The organism is Nitrobacter sp. MLSD-S21, from assembly GCF_058809865.1.
In genome coordinates this window covers 138541-161748 of the sequence record NZ_JBXASZ010000001.1, presented here as the reverse complement: position 1 = coordinate 161748, position 23208 = coordinate 138541, and the positions used below count along the sequence as shown (strand labels likewise).

General features: G+C 60.8%; 24 protein-coding genes and 1 riboswitch. Of the genes, 10 read left to right on the top strand and 14 right to left on the bottom strand.

Annotated elements, in window-relative coordinates; translation table 11 throughout:
• Positions 1–44 precede the first annotated feature (44 nt).
• Positions 45–848, top strand: coding sequence for a DUF72 domain-containing protein (locus AC1RT6_RS00725; protein WP_079447236.1), 804 nt, complete (start codon positions 45–47; stop codon positions 846–848).
• 148 nt (positions 849–996) lie between these two features.
• Positions 997–1722, top strand: coding sequence for a cellulose biosynthesis protein BcsS (gene bcsS / locus AC1RT6_RS00720; protein WP_079447237.1), 726 nt, complete (start codon positions 997–999; stop codon positions 1720–1722).
• A gap of 18 nt (positions 1723–1740) precedes the next feature.
• Here the strand turns inward: bcsS and AC1RT6_RS00715 are convergent, their stop codons facing one another.
• The 12 genes from AC1RT6_RS00715 to AC1RT6_RS00660 all read right to left on the bottom strand — a co-directional run bounded on the left by AC1RT6_RS00715 (position 1741) and on the right by AC1RT6_RS00660 (position 12582).
• Positions 1741–2898, bottom strand: a complete 1158-nt coding sequence (locus AC1RT6_RS00715) for an ABC transporter permease (RefSeq protein ID WP_079447238.1) — start codon at positions 2896–2898, stop codon at positions 1741–1743.
• Positions 2895–3839: an ABC transporter ATP-binding protein gene (locus AC1RT6_RS00710; protein WP_079447239.1), complete on the bottom strand. Its 945-nt coding sequence runs from the start codon at positions 3837–3839 to the stop codon at positions 2895–2897. The genes AC1RT6_RS00715 and AC1RT6_RS00710 overlap by 4 nt, the downstream gene beginning before the upstream one ends.
• Entirely contained in the window at positions 3836–4624 is a 789-nt protein-coding gene (locus AC1RT6_RS00705) for an HlyD family secretion protein (protein WP_079447240.1), read from the bottom strand. The genes AC1RT6_RS00710 and AC1RT6_RS00705 overlap by 4 nt, the downstream gene beginning before the upstream one ends.
• Positions 4621–5340: a TetR/AcrR family transcriptional regulator gene (locus AC1RT6_RS00700; protein ID WP_087881171.1), complete on the bottom strand. Its 720-nt coding sequence runs from the start codon at positions 5338–5340 to the stop codon at positions 4621–4623. The genes AC1RT6_RS00705 and AC1RT6_RS00700 overlap by 4 nt, the downstream gene beginning before the upstream one ends.
• A gap of 307 nt (positions 5341–5647) precedes the next feature.
• Positions 5648–7252: an NTP transferase domain-containing protein gene (locus AC1RT6_RS00695; protein ID WP_079447242.1), complete on the bottom strand. Its 1605-nt coding sequence runs from the start codon at positions 7250–7252 to the stop codon at positions 5648–5650.
• Positions 7249–7941 carry an XdhC family protein gene (locus AC1RT6_RS00690; RefSeq protein WP_079447243.1) on the bottom strand — a complete coding sequence of 231 codons (693 nt, stop codon included), beginning with the start codon at positions 7939–7941 and terminating at the stop codon, positions 7249–7251. Before AC1RT6_RS00690 ends, AC1RT6_RS00695 begins: the two co-directional genes overlap by 4 nt.
• 235 nt (positions 7942–8176) lie before the next feature.
• Positions 8177–8500: an XdhC family protein gene (locus AC1RT6_RS00685; protein WP_079447244.1), complete on the bottom strand. Its 324-nt coding sequence runs from the start codon at positions 8498–8500 to the stop codon at positions 8177–8179.
• Positions 8484–9713, bottom strand: a complete 1230-nt coding sequence (locus AC1RT6_RS00680) for a vWA domain-containing protein (RefSeq protein ID WP_079447245.1) — start codon at positions 9711–9713, stop codon at positions 8484–8486. Before AC1RT6_RS00680 ends, AC1RT6_RS00685 begins: the two co-directional genes overlap by 17 nt.
• Before the next feature lie 13 nt (positions 9714–9726).
• Entirely contained in the window at positions 9727–10632 is a 906-nt protein-coding gene (locus tag AC1RT6_RS00675; protein ID WP_079447246.1) for an AAA family ATPase, read from the bottom strand.
• Positions 10633–10665: 33 nt separating this feature from the next.
• A complete protein-coding gene (locus AC1RT6_RS00670; RefSeq protein ID WP_079447247.1) occupies positions 10666–11472 on the bottom strand; it encodes an FAD binding domain-containing protein in 807 nt (268 codons plus the stop codon).
• Positions 11473–11516: 44 nt separating this feature from the next.
• Positions 11517–12002 carry a (2Fe-2S)-binding protein gene (locus AC1RT6_RS00665; protein WP_079447248.1) on the bottom strand — a complete coding sequence of 162 codons (486 nt, stop codon included), beginning with the start codon at positions 12000–12002 and terminating at the stop codon, positions 11517–11519.
• Positions 12003–12135: 133 nt separating this feature from the next.
• Entirely contained in the window at positions 12136–12582 is a 447-nt protein-coding gene (locus AC1RT6_RS00660) for an SRPBCC family protein (RefSeq protein ID WP_079447339.1), read from the bottom strand.
• Between the two features lie 179 nt (positions 12583–12761).
• Here AC1RT6_RS00660 and pcaD point away from each other — a divergent pair, with 179 nt between their 5' ends.
• Positions 12762–13544 carry a 3-oxoadipate enol-lactonase gene (pcaD, locus tag AC1RT6_RS00655; protein WP_079447249.1) on the top strand — a complete coding sequence of 261 codons (783 nt, stop codon included), beginning with the start codon at positions 12762–12764 and terminating at the stop codon, positions 13542–13544.
• Positions 13545–13597: 53 nt separating this feature from the next.
• Here pcaD and AC1RT6_RS00650 read toward each other — a convergent pair whose 3' ends face one another.
• Positions 13598–14125, bottom strand: a complete 528-nt coding sequence (locus AC1RT6_RS00650; RefSeq protein WP_087881175.1) for a hypothetical protein — start codon at positions 14123–14125, stop codon at positions 13598–13600.
• Positions 14126–14581: 456 nt separating this feature from the next.
• On the opposite strand from AC1RT6_RS00650, the gene AC1RT6_RS00645 reads away from it, so the two are divergent.
• The 5 genes from AC1RT6_RS00645 to AC1RT6_RS00625 all read left to right on the top strand — a co-directional run bounded on the left by AC1RT6_RS00645 (position 14582) and on the right by AC1RT6_RS00625 (position 19762).
• Entirely contained in the window at positions 14582–15496 is a 915-nt protein-coding gene (locus tag AC1RT6_RS00645; RefSeq protein ID WP_079447250.1) for an ABC transporter permease subunit, read from the top strand.
• Positions 15497–15566: 70 nt separating this feature from the next.
• Positions 15567–16892, top strand: a complete 1326-nt coding sequence (gene livM, locus AC1RT6_RS00640) for a high-affinity branched-chain amino acid ABC transporter permease LivM (RefSeq protein ID WP_173815991.1) — start codon at positions 15567–15569, stop codon at positions 16890–16892.
• Positions 16889–17725 (top strand): ABC transporter ATP-binding protein, encoded by an 837-nt coding sequence (locus tag AC1RT6_RS00635; RefSeq protein ID WP_079447251.1) that lies wholly within the window; start codon positions 16889–16891, stop codon positions 17723–17725. Before livM ends, AC1RT6_RS00635 begins: the two co-directional genes overlap by 4 nt.
• Positions 17722–18465, top strand: a complete 744-nt coding sequence (locus AC1RT6_RS00630; protein WP_079447252.1) for an ABC transporter ATP-binding protein — start codon at positions 17722–17724, stop codon at positions 18463–18465. Before AC1RT6_RS00635 ends, AC1RT6_RS00630 begins: the two co-directional genes overlap by 4 nt.
• Positions 18466–18646: 181 nt before the next feature.
• The gene (locus AC1RT6_RS00625; RefSeq protein ID WP_079447253.1) at positions 18647–19762 is read left to right on the top strand and encodes a branched-chain amino acid ABC transporter substrate-binding protein; all 1116 of its coding nucleotides are present in this window, start codon (positions 18647–18649) and stop codon (positions 19760–19762) included.
• 101 nt (positions 19763–19863) lie between these two features.
• Here AC1RT6_RS00625 and AC1RT6_RS00620 read toward each other — a convergent pair whose 3' ends face one another.
• The gene (locus AC1RT6_RS00620) at positions 19864–20598 is read right to left on the bottom strand and encodes a cytochrome c biogenesis CcdA family protein (RefSeq protein WP_079447254.1); all 735 of its coding nucleotides are present in this window, start codon (positions 20596–20598) and stop codon (positions 19864–19866) included.
• A 149-nt stretch (positions 20599–20747) separates the two neighbouring features.
• Between AC1RT6_RS00620 and AC1RT6_RS00615 the strand changes: the two genes are divergently transcribed.
• Both AC1RT6_RS00615 and rpe read left to right on the top strand, forming a co-directional pair.
• Positions 20748–21746: a P1 family peptidase gene (locus tag AC1RT6_RS00615; RefSeq protein WP_079447255.1), complete on the top strand. Its 999-nt coding sequence runs from the start codon at positions 20748–20750 to the stop codon at positions 21744–21746.
• 303 nt (positions 21747–22049) lie between these two features.
• Positions 22050–22751 (top strand): ribulose-phosphate 3-epimerase, encoded by a 702-nt coding sequence (gene rpe, locus AC1RT6_RS00610; protein WP_079447256.1) that lies wholly within the window; start codon positions 22050–22052, stop codon positions 22749–22751.
• 225 nt (positions 22752–22976) lie between these two features.
• Positions 22977–23171, top strand: a riboswitch (cobalamin riboswitch).
• Positions 23172–23208 lie beyond the last annotated feature (37 nt).

The following is a 23208-nucleotide window of genomic DNA, read 5'->3' as shown; positions in this document are numbered from 1 at the left end:
TTAAGGTAGGTACGGTCGGAACATCCGCAAGAGGCAGGTCCCATATGATGGGCAAAGCAGGCAATATCTACGTCGGAATCGGCGGCTGGACTTTCGCCCCTTGGCGAGGCGCTTTCTACCCGGACAAGCTGGCGCAAGCGAAGGAGCTGGCATACGCCGCCTCCAGGCTCACCTCGATCGAGATCAACGGCACCTATTACGGATCGCAGAAGCCCGAAAGCTTTCGCAAATGGGCGCGGGAGGTGCCGGATGGTTTTATATTCTCTCTGAAGGGTCCGCGTTTCGCCACCAATCGCCGGGTGCTGGCCGAAGCCGGCGATTCGGTAAAACGTTTCTATGATTCGGGCGTGCTGGAACTGGGCGACCGGCTCGGACCGGTGCTGTGGCAGTTTGCGCCGACCAAGACTTTCGACGAGTCCGATTTCGGCAAGTTTCTCGAAGTCTTGCCGAAGAAGCTGGACGGACGTGCGCTGCGGCATGTGGTCGAAGTTCGCCACGACAGCTTCTGCACACCGGCCTTCATTTCGCTCCTTCGGCAGTTCCAAGTGCCGGTCGTATTCGCCGAACACGGCAAGTATCCGGCGATCGCCGATACCGTTGCGGATTTCGTCTATGCGCGCCTGCAAAGAGGCAGCGACGAGATCAAGACTTGCTATCCTCCGAAGCAGCTCGATACCTGGGCGAAGCGCTTTCGATGCTGGGCCACAGGGGGCGAACCCGACGATCTGCCGCGCGTGGGCGAGGCCCAGCCGAAGAAAGTGGCGCGCGACGTGTTCGCCTACGTGATCCACGAAGGGAAGGTCCGCGCACCTGCGGGCGCGATGGAATTGATCGCACGGTTGAGGTGACGAAGAACGGTTGGTTAAAAAAACCTTGAGGGTGTTTCCATATTGTTCCCTACGCGACTGCCTGCCCGCCTGCTATCAGTAGTTGTACGTATGGGCGTTTGGGGCTTGTGGGGGCTCGGGTACGTTGGGGAGCGTGCGCGCATTTGGCATGGCCGCCTTATTGGTGTGGGCGGCCGTTGGTCGGTCAATGGCCCAGCCTGCGGTAACCCCGCCGCTGACCGATAATCTCAGCGGTGGCTCCAGACCCGAACGATTCCTGTTTTTCAGCGGCATTGATCTCTGGAGCAACGGACTGGCCGGCTACAACGGAATGCTGCTGGCGCCGAAAGGTGACTTGAACAACGATGGTTTTCTGGTTCGTTTGTTTATGTCCGACAATCTCGAACGGTACGACACTGCGACGCAGCGCTTCACCACCAACATCTTCCACGCCTCGGCCCTGCCCGGCTGGCGGATCAAGCGCGGTGACCTCGAGATCAGGGTGTTTGCCGGTCCAACCCTGGAAATTCGTGGGGTCAAACCCGATGTTCAAACCGGCAAGCTGAGCGGAAGCCGCTTCGGCGGCCAGTTAGCGAGCGAGCTATGGTGGGAGCCCACGCCAGCGATGATGGTGGCTGCTTCCGGCGCGATCACCACCATCTACTCGGTGTATAGCGCCCGCGCCGCGGCCGGCTGGCGTTTGTTCGACCGGTTCTGGATCGGACCCGAAGTCTCCGTATCCACCGATCGGTTCAGCACCCAATACCGGATCGGCACGCACCTCACGGGCTTCAAGACGGGGCTGCTGGAATGGTCGGTCGGCGCCGGCTTGGTGGAAGATAGTTTCGACCGCAGTGGCATCTACGGGCGCGTCAGCGCTTTGCTTCGAAAGTGATGTTTCCATTAGCCTCGGCTAATCCAGCGTGCGGCGGAATCGTGTCACCGCGATCGCCATGGCCACCAGCATCAGCGCCAGCAACGCGAGCGTGTCGTACTTCAGGTTTTGCATGGTCGCGCCCTTCAGCATGATGGCGCGGACAATCCTGACATAGTGCGTCAGTGGCAGGCACTCCCCGACACGCTGCGCCCACACGGGCATACCGGCGAAGGGAAACATAAAACCGGACAACAGGATGCTTGGCAGGAAGAACATCATCGACATCTGCATGGCCTGGAGCTGATTCTGCACGATGGTCGAGAATGTGTATCCGACGGCGAGATTGGTTGTGATGAACAAAGTCGAGAGCAACGCCAACAACGTCAGGCTACCATAGACGGGGACGCCGAACAGCAGCACGCCGATGCCGATGATCAGGGTTGCTTGAATAAATCCGACCAGCACGTAAGGCAAGATCTTGCCGATCATCACCTCGACCGGCGTGATCGGCATCGACAGCAGGCTCTCCATGGTACCCCGTTCGATCTCGCGCGTGACCGACAAGGCCGTGAAAATCAGCATGGTCATGGTGAGAATGGTGCCGACGAGCCCGGGCACAATGTTCAGCCGCGACGACGCCGCCGGATTGTACCGCGCATGCGCCCGGATTTCGAATGGCGGATCGGGTGGATCGCCAATATGCAGATCATGCGCGAGCGCGGTCTGCACGACCGAGCCGAGTGCGCTCAACGCAGAACCGGCGGCGACGGGATCGGTGGCATCAGCGGCAACCAGCAGCGCCGGACGATCACCACGCCGCACCCCGCGCTCGAAGCCACGCGGAATCTCGACACCGAACAGCACCGTGCCGGATTTCAGGAGATTGTCGAACGTATCGACGTCATGCACCTCTTGCGTGAAACGGAAATAGGACGTGTTCTCCAATGCCTTCAGAATCGAGCGCGCGAGGTCGCTGTCTTCCTGCAGCAGAACCGCGGTAGGCAGATGGCGCGGTGTGGTGTTGATCGCATAGCCGAACAGCATGAGCTGCATCACCGGAATCATCACGATCATCGCGAACGATACCCGGTCGCGCCGGAGCTGGATGAACTCTTTCACCAGCATAGCGTAGCTGCGCCGCCAGAAGCCGAACGGCATTTCCCTTTCGGCGGAATGGTCATTCGCGGCACTCATTGGAAATTATCCTTCGAACGACTCATCAGTTCGATGAACACGTCCTCCAGCGATGGCTCGCTCTGCTGCCAATGCAGATCGCCACGACTGCGATAGGCCGCGATCGTCTGTTCGAGCGCGGCCTTGTCGCGGCCGGAGACATGTAAACTGGTACCGAACGGCGCGGCCATGTCGATGCCCGGCTTGCCTGCGAGCTCGGCCGACAGCCCATTGAGGTCGCCGCCCGTGACTGTGTAAGTGGTGAGCGCCGATTTCGCGATCACATCGTCTACGGTGCCATGCGCAAGCAGATGGCCGTAGGCGATATAGGCGATCTCGTGACAGCGTTCGGCCTCGTCCATGTAGTGGGTAGAGACCAGTACCGTCAGGCCGTCCGCAGCCAACGCGTGAATCTCATTCCAGAACTCACGCCGCGCCTTCGGATCGACACCGGCGGTCGGCTCGTCGAGCAATAGAAGTTGCGGGTTCGGCAGCGTACAGGCGCCAAGCGCGAGGCGCTGCTTCCAGCCACCGGACAATTCACCCGCAAGCTGCTCCTCGCGGCCGTTAAGACCGAGCCGCTTGATCATGGCCCGCGCCGCGCCGGGCGCACCGCGAATGCCGTAGAGCCGTGCAACGAACTCCAGGTTTTCGCGCACCGACAGATCCTGATACAGGCTGAAACGCTGGGTCATGTAGCCGACCCGGCGCTTGATCTTGTCGGCGTCGCGGCGGATATCGTAGCCGAGGCAGGTACCCTCGCCGCTATCGGGCGTCAGCAGTCCGCAGAGCATGCGGATGGTGGTGGTCTTGCCCGACCCATTGGGACCAAGGAAGCCGTAGATCATTCCGCGCTTTACCTGCATGGACAGGTCGTGCACGACCTCGCGGCCGTTGAACGATTTCGATAGGCCGGAAACCTCGATCGCGATGTCGGACGCTTTCACGGCTGCCTGGATCATGGTGCTACCCCTCCGGGTGGCGCGGCGTCGATCTGCACGGTGACCGGCTGCCCGACGCGGAGACTGTCCGGCCTGGTGGGCCGCGCCTGAACCAGGAACACCAGCTTATTGCGCTCCTCGAGACTGTAGATAACCGGCGGTGTGTATTCGGCCTGAGTGGCGATGAAATAGATCTTTGCCGTCAGATCGGGCGCACAGTTGTCACAGGTGATGTGAACATCCTGCCCGATCCTGAGTTTCGGTAAATCCGGCTCCGACACAAAAAACCGGACCTTCATGTTACCCGGCGGCATGATCGACAGCACCGGCCGTTGCGCCGGCGTCATCTCGCCTTCGCGGAAATAGATTTGCTGTATGGTCCCTGCGACCGGCGCAAAGCCCTTGCGCCGCGACAGCCGCGTCTGCGAGGTGTTGACCCGCGCCTCGGCGACACGCAACGCCGAGACGGCGGAATCCAGAGTCGCCTGCGTACCGGCCCCGGTTTTCCTCAGCGAGGCCGCACGATCGTAAGTCTGCTGCGCATTCGCCAGCGTCGCTTTGTTCTGATTGAGATCAGCCTGTTGCAGGTCATCGTCGACCGAATAGAGCTGCGCGCCGACCTCGACAGCGTCGCCTTCGCGCACATTCAGTTTGGTGACGCGACCACTCTCGTCGGGACTGACAAAAATCATGTCGGCCTCGACCCAGCCCTGATAGCCGGGCGGCAGCTTCTGGCCGCAGCCGGCAACGAGAACCGCCAGCGCCAACGCGGTGCCGGCACGCGCGACTGTACGCAGCGCGGTCATGAAGCTCTCCGTTCGCCAAAGATCAGATCGAGATGGACCTTCAACATTGCCACAGCATCGAGCGGCGCATGCCGGCCGAACAGGCCTTGCCACATCACGGCGACCATGGCAGGCGCAATGACGATCTGGGGGAAGTCGGCAAGGCGCGCATTGCGGATTTCTCCGCGCTCGATGCCGTATTCGATCAGCTTGCGCATGCCCGCGAGGCCACGCGAAACGACTTCGCGAAAGTAGAAGTCGGCGAGCGACGGAAAGCGCGTGCCCTCCGCCATGATCAAGCGAACGATATCGCCGCGCTTGGTCCCGGCAACGTCGCGGACAAAAGTCTCAGCGAAGCGTTCAAGGATCTCGCGTACCGATCCGCCAGCGGCAGGCACGGTCATCAGATTTCCGATCAGCGGCACGAGCGCCGTGCGCACAAGCTCCTGGAACAGCGCCTCCTTGTCCTTGAAGTGCAGATAGATGGTACCCTTGGCGACGCCTGCCCGCTTTGCCACGTCGTCCAGACGGGTTGCAGCAAAACCACGCGCGGTGAATTCATCGAGTCCCGCCGCGATGATCGCCGCGCGTCGCTGCGCTGCGCGTGCTGCGCGGTTCGGGGGGTTGGCCACCCTGCCCGTCTGCGAGGAAGTCGCACCGACTGTGCTTGTGGCAGATCGGCCTTTGGCGGAGTTCGCAGTGGCGGCGTTTCGTCGTTTGGTTTTTGCAGCTTTCATCAGATTATTATGACTGACCAGTCAGTCATAATAAAGATAAAACTTTGCCCCGGGCAGTCAATCCGCCGTGATGTAACCTATCTGTCTGAACTAGTTTGCAAATCTAGAGAAGCCGAAGTGCCGGCGGACCCGGCCTGGAGCGGAAATCTCATTGATGCATCGCAAGCCAACCGGATTGAAAGCGGGACCGCACCGCTTTGCAAGTCGATGCGTCCTGAACAATTCTCCGATGCAGGTCGTGGGCCTGACGTCGTCCGTCAGCGCCCTCTCTGAAGTCCGGACAGCGCGCCGGTCCAGGAGCTCATTGTCAGCCGCGTTGAACCGCCGCCAATGCTTGAGGCGTATCAATGTCGAAGAAGGCGCCGTGAGCATCGACTGAGACTTCCGCCACCGCCTCGGCGTGACGCGCGAGCAGATGGCACGCGCCGACGTCACCTTCGAGCGACATCAGTTCGCCGAAAAAGCGCCGCGACCACAAGACCGGATTGCCGCGCCTGCCGTCGCTGACAGGGACGGCTATTAGCATACCCCGATCCGGAGCAAACGCAGCGATCAGCCGATCGAGGAGTTGCGCATCGACCAGCGGCATGTCGCCGAGACAGATCAAGGCGCCGCCGGCTTCTTTAGGAACCGTGCTGATACCGGTTCTGACCGAGCCGGCGAGACCCGTAGAGAAATCCGGATTGTACACAAAGGTAACGTTGAGCCCCCGCAGTGCGCGCTCGACTTCCCTTGCTTCATGGCCGGTTACGACCGTAACGCTCGATGCTTTTGACGCCAGCACCTGCTCGGCCACGATACGGACCAGCGGCTTGCCGTTCAGCTCCGCCAAAAGCTTGTTGGGGCCGCCCATGCGGGTTGATCGCCCTGCGGCGAGGACCACCGCTGCAATATTGCTGTTGGTGTCGGTCGCAGGCGAGATACGCGGTTGCGGTCGCGTCACGATTTCCATCAGCAGGCCGCCGACTCCCATGCCGGTCAGGTCACGTCGCGCGACCTTCAATCCAGCGAGCAGCCGCATCAGTACCCAATCGAACCCGTTCTCAACGGGAGACCGCGCGCAACCCGGGGCACCCAGCACCGGCACACCACGCGCTTTTCCGATCAGAAGCAAGTTGCCCGGATCGACCGGCATACCAAAATGTTGGACCACGCCACCCGCATCGGTGAGGGCGGCGGGAATGACATCGCGGCGATCCGCAATCGCGGATGCACCAAATACGATAACCAACTCGGCGCCGAGATCGAGTATCTCCGTGATCGCCGCCGACAGTACGGTTTGGTCATGCGTCACGCGACGATCGGCGATGATCGTCGCACCCGCTGGCGCGATACGCTCGGCGGTGACGCGCAATGTCTTGTCGATCACCTTCGGCGCAAGGCCAGGGAGCATGGTCGAGACAATGCCAACGCGCTTGATGCTGTAAGGCGCAACCCGCAACACACCACCGCCTGCCGCCGCAATCGCGGCATCGCGCAGCTTCGCTTCAACGCCGAACGGAATCAGCTTGACGGTGGCGATCATTTCGCCTTGGACTACCGGCTTGTAGGCCGAAAGCGTCGCAAAGGTGATCGCTTCGTCGACATTGTTGATCCGGTTGACGGCCACGCGATCGATCACCAGCACGCCGGCCCGCGACGCGAACAGATTAGCCCGGCCGGTAAACGCCCGTTCCACCGTGACACCATCGCCGGCAACCGCTTTTGCGACATCCGCCGCTGCCTCGTCCTCCGATACATCTCCATCATCGAGGCGAACGACGACAACTTCCTTCACACCCGCCCTGTTGAGCGCCTCGACCTCCACTGGCCCAATGATGGTGCCCTTCTTGAGTACAAACGTACCCTGCCGCAGGGTATGAACAGTGACGCCGCCAATGGCATCGTCCGGGGTAGCGGGACCAAATTTCATGCCGCGCTCGCTTTCGGCAGCCGTAGCTGCGCCGTGATTTCCGCCATGATGGCCACGGCGATCTCGGAGGGCGAAATCGCGCCTATCTCCAAGCCGATCGGCGCATGGATGCGCTCGATGTCGGCATTAGAAATGTTTTGTGCTTTCAGGCGGAGGGCACGCTGAACGTGGGTCTTCCGCGAGCCCAATGCCCCGATGTAGAAGCAATCGCACTTCAGCCCGTGCAATAACGCAGGATCGTCGATCTTCGGATCGTGAGTGACAGCAACGAAGGCTGTATAATGATCCATGTTGAGCGGCGGCAGTGCAACGTCTGGCCATTCGGCGATCAGCGTCACGTCCGGAAACCGCTCAGGACTTGCAAATGCGGAGCGCGGATCGACCACGGTGACATCATAGCCGAGCGAACGCGCCAGCGGCGCCAGCGCCTGACTGATGTGAACCGCGCCGACGATCACAAGCTTGGCGGTCGGCGCATAGACGTTCAGGAACAGCTTCCGGCCCGCGACTTCAATGGTGCCGCTCTTGCCCATACGCAGATGTCGTTCCAATTCGATATGCAAAGGATCGCTGGCAATGTCAGCGGCGTTTATAAGGCGCTGCTCGCCATTATCGATATCGGTCACCACGATCACCGGCCTCCGCGCGGCCCGCTCGATATTGATCGCTGAAAGTGTGGCAAGCTTCACGACAAACGCCTGAGACCGAGATCGTAAACATCCACAGCCCCCCGTTCGAACTCGGAAAACAGGGGTACTCTCGCACTACAAGACTAGTGGAGTGGATTTGACATTTGGTGCCCACCTCAAGCGAGCCCACGAACCAAATGTTAGAATCGGACCACTAGTGCCCTTTCGATCGAAGTCCCCGGATGGGCCTCCCATCATATCCCATCATAACGGAAGAAACTTTACACCAATGACACTAAACGACTTTCTCAACAAAGATGCGGATCCTGCCCCCGCATGAGAGGCCGACAGTCCACGCGGTCTCATCCGCGACACCAAACTCCAGCATCCTGGGCGCCCCACTAGAGATCACGTCCAGCGCCTCGGTCACTACGGTGCCTTCGACGCAGCCGCCCGAGACCGAGCCCAGAAACGTGCCGTCTTCGTTGATGACGAGACTCGAACCGGCTGGACGCGGTGCAGAGCCCCAGGTTTCAACGACCGTTGCCAGCGCGACGCCCTTGCCCGCTCTCCTCCAGTTTTCCGCCGCCCTCAGAATGTCTTCATCGCGATCCAGCATGATGCCACTCGTTCAAGCTGCGGGACGGAGGGACCACGGCCGTTGGTCTCGGCGCCCGGGAAAGCGCAGCAACTAGCCCCTCGATAGATGACAAACTATGCACCGGACGAAATTCGTCAACGTGCGGCAGCATCATCTTAATTCCTTGCGCCTTGGGCTCAAAGCCGTCATAGCGCAATAGCGGGTTGAGCCAGATCAACCGACGGCAGGATCGGTGCAGCCGATCCATCTCGAACGCTAGTTTGGAGTCGGCTTCCCGCTCCAGCCCATCGGTGATCAGCAGTACAATGGCGCCCTGCGCCAGCACGCGCCGGCCCCACAGCTTGTTGAAGTTGTGCAGCGAGGTCGCGATCCGCGTTCCCCCCGCCCAATCCTCCACCACCGAGGAACAAGCGGCCAGCGCCTCGTCGGGATCGCGCGCACGCAAAGCGCGCGTCACATTAGTCAACCGCGTTCCGAACAGAAAGACCGAAACGCGCTTACGCTCATTTGTGAGACTATGGAGAAAATGCAAAAATAGTCGCGTATATTCGCTCATCGAGCCTGAGATATCGAGCAGGGCTACGATCGGCGCCGACTTGCCGGCCCTGCCGAGGCGATGAATATCGACGATCTCGCCCCCGGTGCGTAGGCCGCCGCGCAGCGTGCGGCGCAGATCCAGCGACGATCCTCGTGAATCGGGCCGGGTGCGTCGCGTGCGCAGCTTGGCTTGCGGCAGTTCCATCTTCGCGATCAGCTGCATCACTTCGGCCATCTCGGCTGCGCTCATCTGGGCGAAATCCTTCCTTTGCAGCACCTCGCGGTCGGAGACAGAAGGCCGGATCTCATGCTCCCGCGGCATCTCGCGCTCACCCGTGATCGCAGGCTGCGACAATGCCTCGAGAACGCGCCGAGACGCAGACGGCGGCGGTTTCCTGGCCTGGTCCGGCAGCGGGACCGAGTCCAGCATGTTGTTCCGTTGCTCCGCGATACGAAAAAAAAGCTCGAAGGCTTGGGCGAATATCAGCGCATGTTCGTGGCGAGTCAGCAAAACCGCCTGAAGCGTACTGAAAACGTCCGCGCGATTGCCGATGTCGATCAAGCGCAATGCGTTCAGCGCGTCGATGACGGCGGCCGAACCCACGGGAAGACCGGAGGCGCGCAGCGTGCGGGCGAAGCCGATAACGTTGTCCGCAATACGGCCGGTCGGCGAATCGAGATGATGGATGGCCATGCGAATCCCGCTTTTATTGGTTGCTGGCTGCTTCCTTCAATAGGTTTTGCAAAGCGTCGCCCTGCATCCGGCCGATATCATCCTGATATTTCAAGAGCGCGCCGATGGTATCGCCGACGACCTGCGGCGTCAGCAAACGGGTATCGAGCTCGGTCAGCGCCGTCGCCCAGTCGATGGTCTCGGCGACGCCCGGATTCTTGTAGAAATCCCGGTTGCGCAGCGCCTGCACAAAGCCGACGACCTGTTGCGACAATGCGGCGGAGATACCTGCTACCCGTGATCGGACGATCGCAAGTTCGCGCTCGGCGGAAGGGTAGTCCACCCAGTGATAGAGACAGCGGCGCTTCAACGCATCATGAACTTCACGCGTCCTGTTCGAAGTCACGATAACGATCGGCGGTGTCACCGCCTTGACGGTGCCGGATTCGGGGATCGTCACTTGGAAATCACTGAGGATTTCCAGAAGAAAGGCTTCGAAAGCTTCGTCGGCGCGATCGAGTTCGTCAATCAGGAGTACCGGCGGGCCGCCGACATCCGGCTCCAGGGCCTGGAGCAACGGCCGCTTGATCAAGTATCTCTCGGCAAAGATGTCGCTGGAAAGCTGCTCGCGATCGGTATCACCCGCCGCTTCGGCCAGCCGAATCGCAATCATCTGAGCGTGGCTGTTCCACTCATAGACGGCGGAGGCAACATCCAATCCTTCGTAACATTGCAGTCGAATCAATCTGCGGCCCAGTGCAGCCGATAGCACTTTCGCGATCTCGGTCTTGCCGACGCCTGCCTCGCCTTCGACAAACAGCGGCCGCGCCATGCGTAGCGAAAGAAACACGACAGTCGCCAGGGAACGCTCGGCGAAATAGCCATGCTTCGCCAGCAGAGCGAGCGTTGCATCGACGGAAGATGGCAGTACCGCCGTCATGATATCTGGCCCAGCGCGGCGAGCATCCGCATGTCATGCCTTACCGTTCGCGCCATTGACTGCTCGCCGCGCAAGCACACCGATCAGATGCGCGCGATATTCCGCGCTGCCGTGCAAGTCGCTGTTGAGGCCGTCGGGGGAAACGCACAGCCCCTCGAGCGATTTCGTTGTGAAGCTTTTTTTCAGAGCTTCTTCGAACGCCGCCAAGCGGAACACGCCGTCGGCCCCGGCGCCCGTAACGGCGACACGCACATCCGGCGGCCGCTCGGCAACGAACACGCCCACCAAAGCGTAGCGGGAGGCCTGATTGCGAAATTTCTGATAGGCTGCCTTCTTCGGCAGCGGAAACATCACCTGGGTGATGATCTCATCCGCGTCCAGCGCGGTGGAGAACATTCCCTGGAAATAGTCATCTGATTTCAGACGGCGCTTATTAGTGACGATGGTGGCGCCGAGCGCCAGACAGGCTGCTGGATAATCCGCGGTGGGATCGTTGTTGGCCAGCGAGCCCCCGATAGTACCCTTGTGACGCACAGCGGGATCGCCGATCATCCCGGCGAGTTCGGCGAGCGCCGGGATAGCCTCGCCCACGATCGGCGAGTCGGCAACATCGGCGTGCTTCGCGGTCGCACCTATCACCAGCAGGCCCTCCCTCATCTCGATGCTATCAAGACCTTCGATATGCGTAAGATCGATCAGATGTGCGGGGCTTGCGAGCCGCTGCTTCATGACCGGCACCAGCGTGTGGCCGCCCGCGATCAACATGGCGTCCTCGCTCTCAGCCAGGAGGTTGACAGCCTGTTGCAAGGTCGCCGGTCGATGATACTTGAATTCGTACATCGCTCAGGTTCTCTGGTCTCGTCTTGCGGCGTGTAACTCCAAGCTCATGCGAGATCCGATTTGGCCATCGCCATCGCGCCGGCCGCAATCGATGTGACGATATTCTGATAGCCGGTGCAGCGGCAGAGGTTACCCTCCAGTTCCTCGCGAATGGTACGATCGTCAAGATCGTAACCCTTGCGGCGGACCATATCGATCGCGGTCATAATCATGCCCGGTGTGCAGAAGCCGCATTGCAAGCCGTGATGCTCGCGGAACGCCTCCTGCATCGGATGCAGCGAGGCCCCGTCAGCTGTGAGACCTTCGATGGTCTTGATCTCGTGCCCATCGGCCATCACCGCCAGCGTAGTGCATGACTTCACCGCTTTCCCATCGAGATGCACAATGCAAGCGCCACACTGCGAGGTATCGCATCCGACATGGGTGCCGGTGAGGTGCAGGTTCTCGCGCAGGAACTGCACCAGCAGCGTGCGGGGATCGATATCGGTAGTGGCCGGCCTGCCGTTCACGATCAGCGAAATCTTGGCCATTTGACACTCTCTACGGTCGCACGTCGGAAGGTCGCTCTTTACAATACACGATATGAGCGATGCCGATAATGGGTTCATACACGGCAACGCCGGTCACGCCGAAGCGGGTCTTTAGATAGGCTCTGAACCGCCTTTATCCCTGAACGACTTCGGCGAAGTTCGCGAAAAATTGGTCGGCCAGCTTTTTGGCCGTACCGCCGATCAACCGCTGACCCAGTTGCGCCAGCTTGCCGCCAGTTTGCGCCGCGGCTTCGTATTTCAGAAGTGTGCCGCCATTGTGATCGACCAGCACCACGGTTGCTTCACCCTTTGCAAATCCGGCGACGCCGCCTTCCCCCTCCCCTGCAATCTTGTATCCGTTCGGCGGGTCGAGATCGCTAAGAGTCACCTTGCCCTTGAAGCGGGCGGATACCGGACCGATTTTCATCCTGGCGACAGCATGGAATTGGTTCGCGTCGGTCTTGATCAAGTCCTCGCAACCGGGAATGCAGGCTTTCAAGACCTCGGGATCGTTGAGCTTGGCCCACACGCGATCGCGAGAGGCTGCGAGCTCGACTTCGCCGCTCATTGTCATCGCCATGAGCTTGCCTCCTTGATCGGCGGCCACACTGTTCGAAAGCGCTCACCCCTGACGTAGAGTACGACGGCCGCAAAAGAAAGAGGACAGCGGTGGAGAGCTCACGCATAAGCGTGGCGATTTTCGATGGTGAAACCGATCGCTCCCGACTAAAACGCTTGAGTCTGGCAGGAGAAACGACAATGCCCATGATCGATGCCGACGGCTGCCTGCTGAATGTTTCCGTCGACGGGCGCGACAGCGGCCCGACGCTGATGCTGTCGAACGCACTCGGCTGCACGCTGCAGATGTGGGAGCCGCAGATGGCGACGCTGTCGAAGCTGTTCCGAATCGTCCGCTATGACCGGCGCGGCCACGGCAAGTCCGGTGCGCCACCCGGCCCCTATTCGATGGAGCGCTTTGGCCGGGATGTGCTGGCAATTCTGGACGACCTCAACATCGCAAGAGCGCACTGGTGCGGATTATCCATGGGCGGCATGGTCGGCCAATGGCTCGGAGCAAATGCGCCGGAGCGGTTCGACCGGATCATTCTCGCCAATACGAATTGCTACTATCCCGATCCGACCAATTGGCACGCCCGCATCAAGGCAGTGAAGGATGGCGGTCTCGCTGCAATCGCCGACACCGTAATCAGCGGCTGGCTGACCGCAAGCTTTCGCGAACGCGAACCTCAGGTCACGGCGAAGATTAAAGCCATGCTGAGCGCCTCTCCGGTGGAGGGTTACATCGCCTGCTGTCAGGCGTTGAGTACCCTGGATCAGCGCGCGTTGCTGCCGCGCATCAAAAGCCCTACGCTCGTCATCGCCGGACGGCACGACCTGTCGACGCCTGTCGCGGCCGGTGAATACATCCGCAGCCAGATTCCTTCCGCCAACATGACCATCCTTGACGCCGCACATATCTCTAACGTCGAACAATCACACGCTTTCACAGAGGCAGTGGCCGGCTTCCTGATGCAGCAGTAGTCAAATGAACGCCCTGCAACCGATCACGCGGTCAAGGAAACCAGCACGATCGTTCAGGAACTGGCATTGGTCGAAGGATAGACTTCCGGTTGCGAAGGCCATCGTCTCACCGGCGGCGGATCGCGCTGGAACGGCGGCTCGGCCGCCATCAGGATGGCACCGCCAAGTAGCAATAGCAGTTCGGTCGCATGCAGGCGCACCGCGGCCATTTCGCCTACTCGTGACGCCATCACCATGCTGGCGAAGGCGATGAGGCTGCCGATGCCGAGCGCGAGCGCTAGTACCTCATCGAAGCTGCCTGACTTCCGGACCGAAGCGCGCGTGGTCATCACCAGGAACACCGCGAAGAACGCCACGACGGTCATCTTGCCGAGCGCCAGGAGCCAGGCCAAACGCACAAGGTCCATCGCCGCGAAATGGAGGTGGTCGCTGAGAAACAACGCAACCGACACATTGGCCAGGTCGTAAAGTCCGTGCACCGGCGACGCCACGATCTTGAAAGCGACGAAGGTCCAGGCAGGAACGAAATAGAGCGCCAGCAACGCTCCGTTGACGGTGCTGATGCGCCAGGAATTGGTCATGCGCCATCCCGCTAATCGCGTGGCCGCCGCGTCGGGAACCAGCGCGGCCTTGACGGTGATTAACGTCGGGTAAACCGAGCGGCGCAACGGAAACCCTTTGTTTACCTTAACAGTCCCGCCAGCCCTGTGGACAACGCCGACGCGAACGGAGGCACAATCCGGCCGCATCGATTGGATTTCGGGAGACTGGGAACTCTGATTTGACGGCTTTCCAGCCGGCTTGCCCGCCAAATTGCCGTTAGACTGGCCTTTTTAACGCCCACCCGCGCGACGAGCTGCTTCCGCTGAGCAAACGACGCCGAAGAAATACACAGCCGCCGGTCCCGCTGAAATTGCCGCGGTTGCCGCCCTCGATTCCCACTGTTAGACATTGATTCAAGACGCGCCGGTCCGGCTGCCGGAGCCTAGCATCGCGTCTGATATAGTCGCATTCGGATACGCAGATCACGGCAGCGCATGGACTATTTTGCCCAGCAACTCATCAATGGCGTCGTACTCGGCTCGATCTATGGGCTGATCGCGATCGGCTATACGATGGTTTACGGCATCGTCGGCATGATCAATTTCGCTCACGGCGACATCTTCATGATCGGCGGCTTCATCGCGATGATCACCTTCCTCATCCTGATATCGTTGGGCCTCTCCGCCGTGCCGCTGATCCTGCTCGTTATGCTCCTCGTTTCAATGGCCGTTACTGCCGTGTACGGCTGGGTTGTCGAGCGCCTTGCCTATAGGCCCCTGCGTCAATCGTTTCGACTCGCGCCGCTCTTGTCGGCGATCGGCATGTCGTTCGTGCTCTTCAATTTTTCTCAGGTTTCGCAAGGCGCGCAGGCTAAGCCCATTCCGCCGCTCATCACCGGCGGCTACACGCTTCACGATTCCGGAAATTTCGCAGTCCAACTATCCAATGTCCAGATCGTGGTGGTGGTTACCACCATCGTTCTGCTCGCGATCTTCAGTTTCATTGTGTCGCGCACGCGCTTCGGCCGCGATATGCGCGCGTGCGAACAGGATCAGACCATGGCGGCGCTGCTCGGCGTGAACGTCGATCGCACCATCTCAATGACCTTCGTGATCGGGGCGGCGCTCGCTGCCGTCGCCGGCATGATGTACTTGTTGTATTATGGTCTGGTTGATTTCTTCATGGGCTTCGTCGCCGGCATCAAGGCATTTACCGCCGCGGTTCTTGGCGGCATAGGTTCGCTGCCTGGCGCGATGCTCGGCGGTCTCGCGATCGGATTGATCGAGACCTTTTGGTCAGCTTACTTTTCGATCGAGTACAAGGATGTCGCCGCCTTCTCGATCCTGATCGTCGTCCTGATTTTCAGGCCGACCGGCCTGCTTGGCCGTCCCGAAGTCGAAAAAGTCTGACGGCCCGGACGTGTCAGCGCCCGCTCTGAGCCAACAAACCGCGGCGCGCGATCGTGGTGTCGTCTTCATCATGAAGAAAGCGGTCGTGAGCGCGGTCCTGGCGCTGGTGCTGTTCTCGCTCATGATCGGCATTCGTACAGAATCCGGCTCCTCGGGACAGTTGACCTACTGGACCCGGTTCGGCGAACTCGCGGCCACAGTCGGCGCGGTGTTCGTCGGCAGCATCATTGTCGAAACGCTAAAGCGCTGGATCGGACCCGTCGGAAGTGTCGAACTGCCAGCAACCGTGCGTCGTACGTTCTCGATGCTGGGTCGCCTGCTGACGCCGGCACTTCTGATTTTCGCTCTGCTGGTGCCGGTCATCTTCTACAATCAGCGTTACCTGCTCGACCTTGGGATCCTCGTACTGACCTATGTGATGCTGGGCTGGGGTCTCAACATCGTGGTCGGTCTCGCCGGGCTGCTCGATCTCGGCTACGTCGCGTTCTATGCGGTCGGCGCGTACTCCTATGCGCTGCTGGCGCAAAGCGGCTTGCCGTTTCCGCATTTCATGGAAACCTATCCCTACGTCGCGATCGACTTCCTGCAACTCGGGCCGTGGGCATTCTGGGTGCTGTTGCCGGTCTCCGGTCTGCTCGCCGCGTTCTGGGGCGTGTTGCTCGGCTTCCCGGTGTTGCGACTTCGCGGCGATTATCTCGCGATCGTCACGCTGGCGTTCGGCGAGATCATCCGGATGGTCATTCTCAACTGGCAGGAACTCACCGGCGGACCGAACGGGATCAGCGGCATCCCGCGCCCCTCCGTGTTCGGCATTCCCCTAACGCCGGGCGAAGATGGTTTCGCGGCGCTGATCGGCGTGCCGTTCTCGCCAACGCATCGTCTGGTTTTCCTGTTCTATCTTATCCTGGCGCTGGCACTACTTACGAACTGGGTCACCATCCGCCTGCGACGGCTACCTATCGGTCGTGCCTGGGAAGCGATGCGCGAGGATGAAATCGCCTGTCGGGCGCTCGGCATCAACATCACCACGACGAAACTCTCGGCCTTCGCCATAGGCGCGATGTTCGGCGGCTTTGCGGGCGCGTTCTTCGCAACCCGCCAGGGCTTCATCAGTCCTGAATCCTTCACCTTTCAGGAATCGGCACTGGTTCTCGCCATCGTCGTGCTCGGAGGTATGGGCTCGCAACTCGGCGTGGCGCTCGCCGCGATCGCAATGATCGGGGGATTTGAGTTGTTTCGCGGCCTTGACCAGTTTCGCATGCTGGTGTTCGGCGGAGTCATGGTGCTGTTGATGGTCTGGCGGCCGCGAGGTCTGGTCAGCCATCGCGCTCCAACCGTGTTCCTGCAAAAACGGACAGAGATATCGTCGTCGCTGGTGAAGGAAGGTCAGGGATGACGACGCCTGTTCCCATCCTCGCCGTCGATGGACTGATGATGCGCTTCGGAGGTATCCTTGCCATCAACGAACTGTCGTTCGCCGCGCAGCGCGGCCACATCACTGCGCTGATCGGGCCGAACGGCGCTGGCAAGACCACGGTATTCAACTGCGTCACCGGATTCTATCGGCCCTCGCGAGGCACCATGCGCCTGGTGCACGACGACGGCGCAACCTTCCGGCTCGATCGCCTGCACGACTTTCGCATCTGCAAATATGCCAAGGTAACGCGCACCTTCCAGAACATCCGCTTGTTTCCCGGCATGACGGCGCTGGAAAACCTGATGGTCGCGCAGCACAATGCCTTGATGCGGGCGTCCGGCTTCGGCCTGCTTGGCCTGATCGGCGCTCCGTCGTTCCGGTCCGCGGAGAAGCAGGCGATCGACTCAGCTCGCGACTGGCTCGACCGCATTGGCCTGCTGCAACGCGCCGATGACGCCGCGGGCAATCTGCCCTATGGCGACCAGCGCCGTCTGGAGATCGCGCGCGCAATGTGCACGCATCCCGCGCTGCTCTGCCTTGATGAGCCGGCCGCGGGGCTCAATGCCAACGAGAGTGCCAGTTTGAGCGAGCTCTTGCTGTCGATCCGCAGGGACTTCGGTACTTCGATCCTTTTGATCGAACATGACATGAGCGTGGTGATGGAAATCTCCGACCACATCGTTGTGCTCGACCACGGCGTCAAGATCGCCGACGGCACGCCACGCGCGGTGCGCGACGATCCGAAGGTTGTCGCGGCCTATCTCGGCGCCGACGAGGATACGGCTACCGCGGTCATGGAGGGCGGCGTATGAGCGCCGACTCGACGCCCCTGCTCGCCATTCAAGGGCTTCACGCCGCCTATGGCAAGATCGAAGCACTGAAGGGCATCGATCTCGACATCAAGGCCGGCGAGATCGTCGCGTTGATCGGCGCCAACGGCGCAGGAAAATCGACTTTGATGATGACCATCTTCGGTCGCCCCCGCGCCCGCGCCGGCCAGATCCTGTTCGATGGCCAGGACATCAGCTCCATGCCGACGCACGAGGTGGCCCGGTTGCGCATCGCGCAATCCCCGGAGGGACGGCGCATTTTTCCGCGCATGACAGTCGCGGAGAACCTGCAGATGGGCGCGGACGCCACGCCCGGCAGCAAGGCTGAGCGAGCTGTCAGCCAGGAGCGCGTGCTTAGGTTGTTCCCGCGCTTGCAGGAGCGTATGTCGCAGCGGGGCGGCACGCTGTCCGGCGGAGAGCAACAAATGCTGGCAATCGGCCGCGCGCTGATGAGCCGACCTCGCCTGTTGTTGCTGGACGAGCCCTCACTTGGTCTTGCGCCGCTGATCACCCGGCAGATTTTCAGCGCTATCCATACGCTGAACCGCGAGGACCATCTCACAGTACTGATCGTCGAACAGAACGCCAATCACGCCCTTCGCCTCGCCCATCGCGGCTATGTGATGGTCAACGGGTTGATCACGATGAGCGGCGCCGGCATGGAATTGCTGCAACGACCGGAAATACGCGCGGCCTATCTCGAAGGCGGCCGCCACGCCTGAGGTGAGCGCGAGTTTGCTGGGCGATGGCGCGCATGCCGAATCGCTCCCCTGACCGATGAGACCAAGTGGCGGTCACGGAGTGGCGCTCGAAATTTGTCCATGACACCGACCGCAAATCATCGGACAATGCCTGCACAATGGCAAACATGGCACCTGATCCGCCTCCGCGAGGACTGCTCGAATGAAATCATTGAAGCTGATCGGTCTGACCCTTTTCGCCTCGCTGGCGCTTTCGGCCACGACCTTCGCCCAGGATATCACAGTGGCGGTGGCCGGCCCGATGACGGGCAGCGAGTCCGCTTTCGGCCGCCAGTTGCAGAACGGCGCCGAACAGTTCGTTGCCGATGCCAACGATGCGGGTGGCGTGCTCAACAAGAAGCTGAAGCTGTTCATCGGCGACGATGCCTGCGAACCGAAGCAAGCGCGCTCCATCGCTGAAAGAATCGCAAGCCGGGGTATTCCGTTCGTCGCCGGGCATTTCTGCTCGTCGTCATCTATTCCGGCTTCCGAAGCTTACGCCGACGGCAATGTACTGCAAATCACGCCGGCCTCGACCAACCCGCTGTTCACGGAACGCAAGCTGTGGAACGTGCTGCGTGTCTGCGGCCGCGACGACCAGCAAGGCGTCGCCGCCGCTGAATACATCGTCGAAAACTTCAAAGGCAAGAACATCGCCATCCTTAACGACAAGACAACCTACGGTAAGGGCCTCGCCGACGAGACCAAGAAGGCGCTGAACAAGGCCGGATTTCAGGAGAAGATGTTTGAGTCCTACAATAAGGGCGACAAGGACTTTAACTCCATCGTCTCGCGGCTGAAGCGCGACAGCATCGATCTGGTTTTCGTCGGCGGCTATTATCAGGAGGCCGGACTAATCCTGCGCCAGATGCGTGATCAGGGCCTCAAGACCATCCTGATGGCGGGCGACGCCATGAACGACAAGAAGTTCGCATCCATTACCGGCCCTCTTGCCGAGGGTACACTGTTCACCTTCGGTCCGGACCCGCGCAAGAAGCCGACAGCCAAGGCGATCGTCGAGAAATTCAAGGCCAAGGGCGTCGATCCAGAAGGTTACACGCTCTACACCTATGCGGCGATGCAGGTGTGGGCACAGGGCGCTGCCAAAGCGGGCACGACGGATCCTATGAAGGTGATGAAAGTCATCAAGGCAGGCGCGTGGGATACCATTCTCGGCAAGCTGGAATTCGATGCGAAGGGCGACATCAAGCAGATGGGCTATGTCATCTACAAATGGGACGACAAGGGCAACTATGCCGAGATCGACCCCGCCATCTGAGCCGCGACATTCATCTCATCCTTGGCATCGTCCCCTCGAACGCGGGGAAGACTGCGCGCGTCATCCTACCGAGCGAGAGTAAAGCCAGGTGTCTCGTCCAATCATCCGAAATTCTGCAACGCCGGAAAGGTCTCCAGCAGCCAGATACTAGCGTTGGAGATCGTTCCGGTGAGAAACGCGATGCCGGTCAGCACCATGAGTACGCCAATTCCACGCTCTATCTTAGCGAGATGACGTTTCATCCGATTGAGCAGCGAAGAAAACTGTTCAACCATGAATGCCGCCAGCAGAAACGGAAGGCCGAGCCCAGCCGAATACACCGCAAGCAAACCCGCTCCCTTCACGACGGTGTCCTCTGCCGCCGCCACCGACAGGATCGCCGCCAGGATCGGCCCGATGCACGGCGTCCACCCGAACGCGAACGCAAGCCCCATCACATAGGCGCCCCATAACCCGACCGGCTTCGGCGCCGTGAGCCGTCCTTCGCGCATCAAAAAGCCGATTCGCGTCAGTCCGAGAAAGTGCAGGCCCATGATGATGATGACGATGCCGGCAACGATCGACAACTGCGCCGACCAAGCCCGGATCAGGCTGCCGATGAAGCTCGCACTGGCGCCTAGCGCGACGAAGACCGTGGAAAAGCCGAACACAAACATCAACGCGGCGAGCATCACGGCCCGCTTCGAGGCCTTCACTGTCTCGTCGTGAGAAACGTGTTCGATGGTAGTGCCGGTGAGATAGATCAGATAAGGCGGCACCAGCGGAAGAACGCAGGGCGACAGGAAGCTGACAAGGCCCGCGACCATGGCGGCGGGAAAGGAAACGTCGTGAATCATGCGGCTACTTGCCCTACCATCGCGCCACGATGCAAGGGCTTCGCTTCCTTCCGCGACATTTGTGATCAGGCGTGATCGATTGACCCCGACACGCCCGTGCCGTCATCTGACGGTCGGCCGTTTCCCATCGCCGCAAACGAGACCGAACCATGAAGAACCTTCTTACCGACATTTCCGGGGTCCGTGTCGGCCACGCAGACGACACGAAGCTGGCGTCGGGCGTCACGGCGGTGCTTTTCGATACCCCAGTCGTCGCGGCGATGGACGTGCGTGGCGGGGGCCCGGGTACGCGCGACAGCACCCTGCTCGACCCGGTCAATACGGTGGAGCGGATCGACGCTCTCGCGCTGTCAGGCGGCTCCGCTTTCGGGATCGAGGCCGGCGGCGGCGTTCAGGCCTGGCTCGCCGAACAGCGGCGCGGCTTTGCGATCGGCGACGCGGTCATACCCATTGTGCCCGGCGCGGTCGTGTTCGATCTCTTGAACGGCGGCGACAAGCAATGGGGTCGTTTTGCGCCCTATCGCGATCTCGGCTACGCCGCCGCAGCGGCTGCGGGAAACGATTTCGCACTCGGCAGCACCGGTGCCGGGCTCGGCGCTACGACCGCCAATTTGAAGGGCGGCGTCGGCTCCGCTTCGGCCGCCACGCCAAGTGGCGTGCGGGTGGCGGCGCTCGCCGTGGTGAACGCGGTCGGCAGCGTCACAGTCGGAGACGGCCCCTGGTTCTGGGCGGCGCCATTTGAATCCGGTGACGAATACGGCGGACGCGGGTTGCCGCCGTCGTTCACGCCGGAGATGCTGGCGATGCGATTGAAGGGCGGCGGGACAGCAAACGCTGGCGAAAACACGACGCTCGCCATCGTCATCACCGATGCGGTGCTTACCAAACCGCAAGCCAGACGGCTTGCGATCATCGCCCAAACCGGTTTCGCGCGGGCGATTTATCCAGTTCACGCTCCCCTGGACGGCGATATCGTGTTCGCTGCCGCCACCGGAGCCAAGCGAATCGATCCGCTCATCGGATTGACCGAACTCGGAATGATCGCAGCCAACACGGTGGCTCGCGCGATCGCACGCGGCGTCTATGAAGCAAAAGCACTTCCGTTTCTGAACGCATTGCCGGCATGGAAGGACCGGTTTGATCGATGATTCCAATCTGGCGTGCATAGGTCTTTCCGCCACCGAGGACGGCATGTAATTCATGTATAGTGTAAATAATTGTATTATTTTGTGTATTTAAGGTTAGTTTCAAGTATAGATTTAGACAATCTGACCGGCGGATACTCCTCGTGCGCACTGTCGCGCATCTCAGCAATGGAGAAACGTCATGAAGAGAATCCTCGTGCTCGCGTTCCGTCCCCCGACCCGGTGCTAACGCCGCTCATTGCCCCCGGACGCGGCTCATGTTACGCGGGGCTCTCTCAAGCTCCGCAGAAATTTTCGGAAACGTTCATGTCCCAGACTTTTGTGCCGCGTCCTCTCGTTATCGCACCGTCGATCCTGGCCTCCGACTTCTCGAAGCTTGGCGAGGAGGTTCGCGCCGTCGATCAGGGGGGTGCCGATTGGATCCACCTCGACGTGATGGACGGCCATTTCGTGCCGAACATCTCCTACGGCCCCGATGTCATCAAGGCGATGCGCCCGCACACGAAGAAGATCTTCGATGCCCATCTGATGATCTCGCCGTGCGATCCTTACCTCGAAGCCTTCGCCAAGGCCGGTTGTGATCACATCACGGTTCACGTCGAAGCGGGGCCGCACCTGCACCGCTCGCTGCAGGCCATTCGCGCGCTCGGCAAGAAGGCGGGGGTCACACTCAATCCCGCGACGCCGCTCTCCACCATCGAATACGTGCTCGACATGGTCGATCTGGTGCTGGTGATGTCGGTCAACCCCGGTTTCGGTGGCCAGAAGTTCATCTCCTCGGCGGTCGGCAAGATTCGGGATTTGCGTACGATGATCGCTGGACGGCCGATCGATATCGAGGTTGACGGCGGAGTCGGACCCGACGTTGCGGGCGAACTTGGCGCCGCCGGCGCCAATGCCTTCGTGGCGGGCTCCGCGGTGTTCAAGGGCGGCACCATGGAGTCCTACAAGGCGAACATGGACGCGATCCGCAGCGCCGCCGCGGCAGCACGGGGCGAAGTGGTCTGACGCAAACGCCGGTACCGGCAGCGTATAGTTCTCGCCCGCGCCCGGAGCAGGAAGGGTTGCAAGTCCGCCTGCCCCGACGGCTTGCTCGCATCGGCAACATACAGCCTCGAGAATGCAGACAAAGCAGATCTCGCCGGCGGCAACTTGTTGCTGCGGATATGCAACGCCACGAGGAAAAGCCGTAGCTGAGTCGCTCCGTCGATTGACATCGACTTTGTTCCCCCTCAAACAGATCGGCGACGGTTCTCCCTCGGGAGATCAAAAGGGAACGTGGTGCGGGATCATCCTAACGCCACGGCTGCCCCCGCAACTGTAAGCGGTGAATCTGCGTCACACGCCACTGGGATATCTCGGCCCCGGGAAGGCGACGCCAGGTAACGACCCGCGAGCCAGGAGACCTGCCGTCAACCCGTGGTCACACGCGAAGATGTCAGTCGGGGACTACAGACATCCGCTT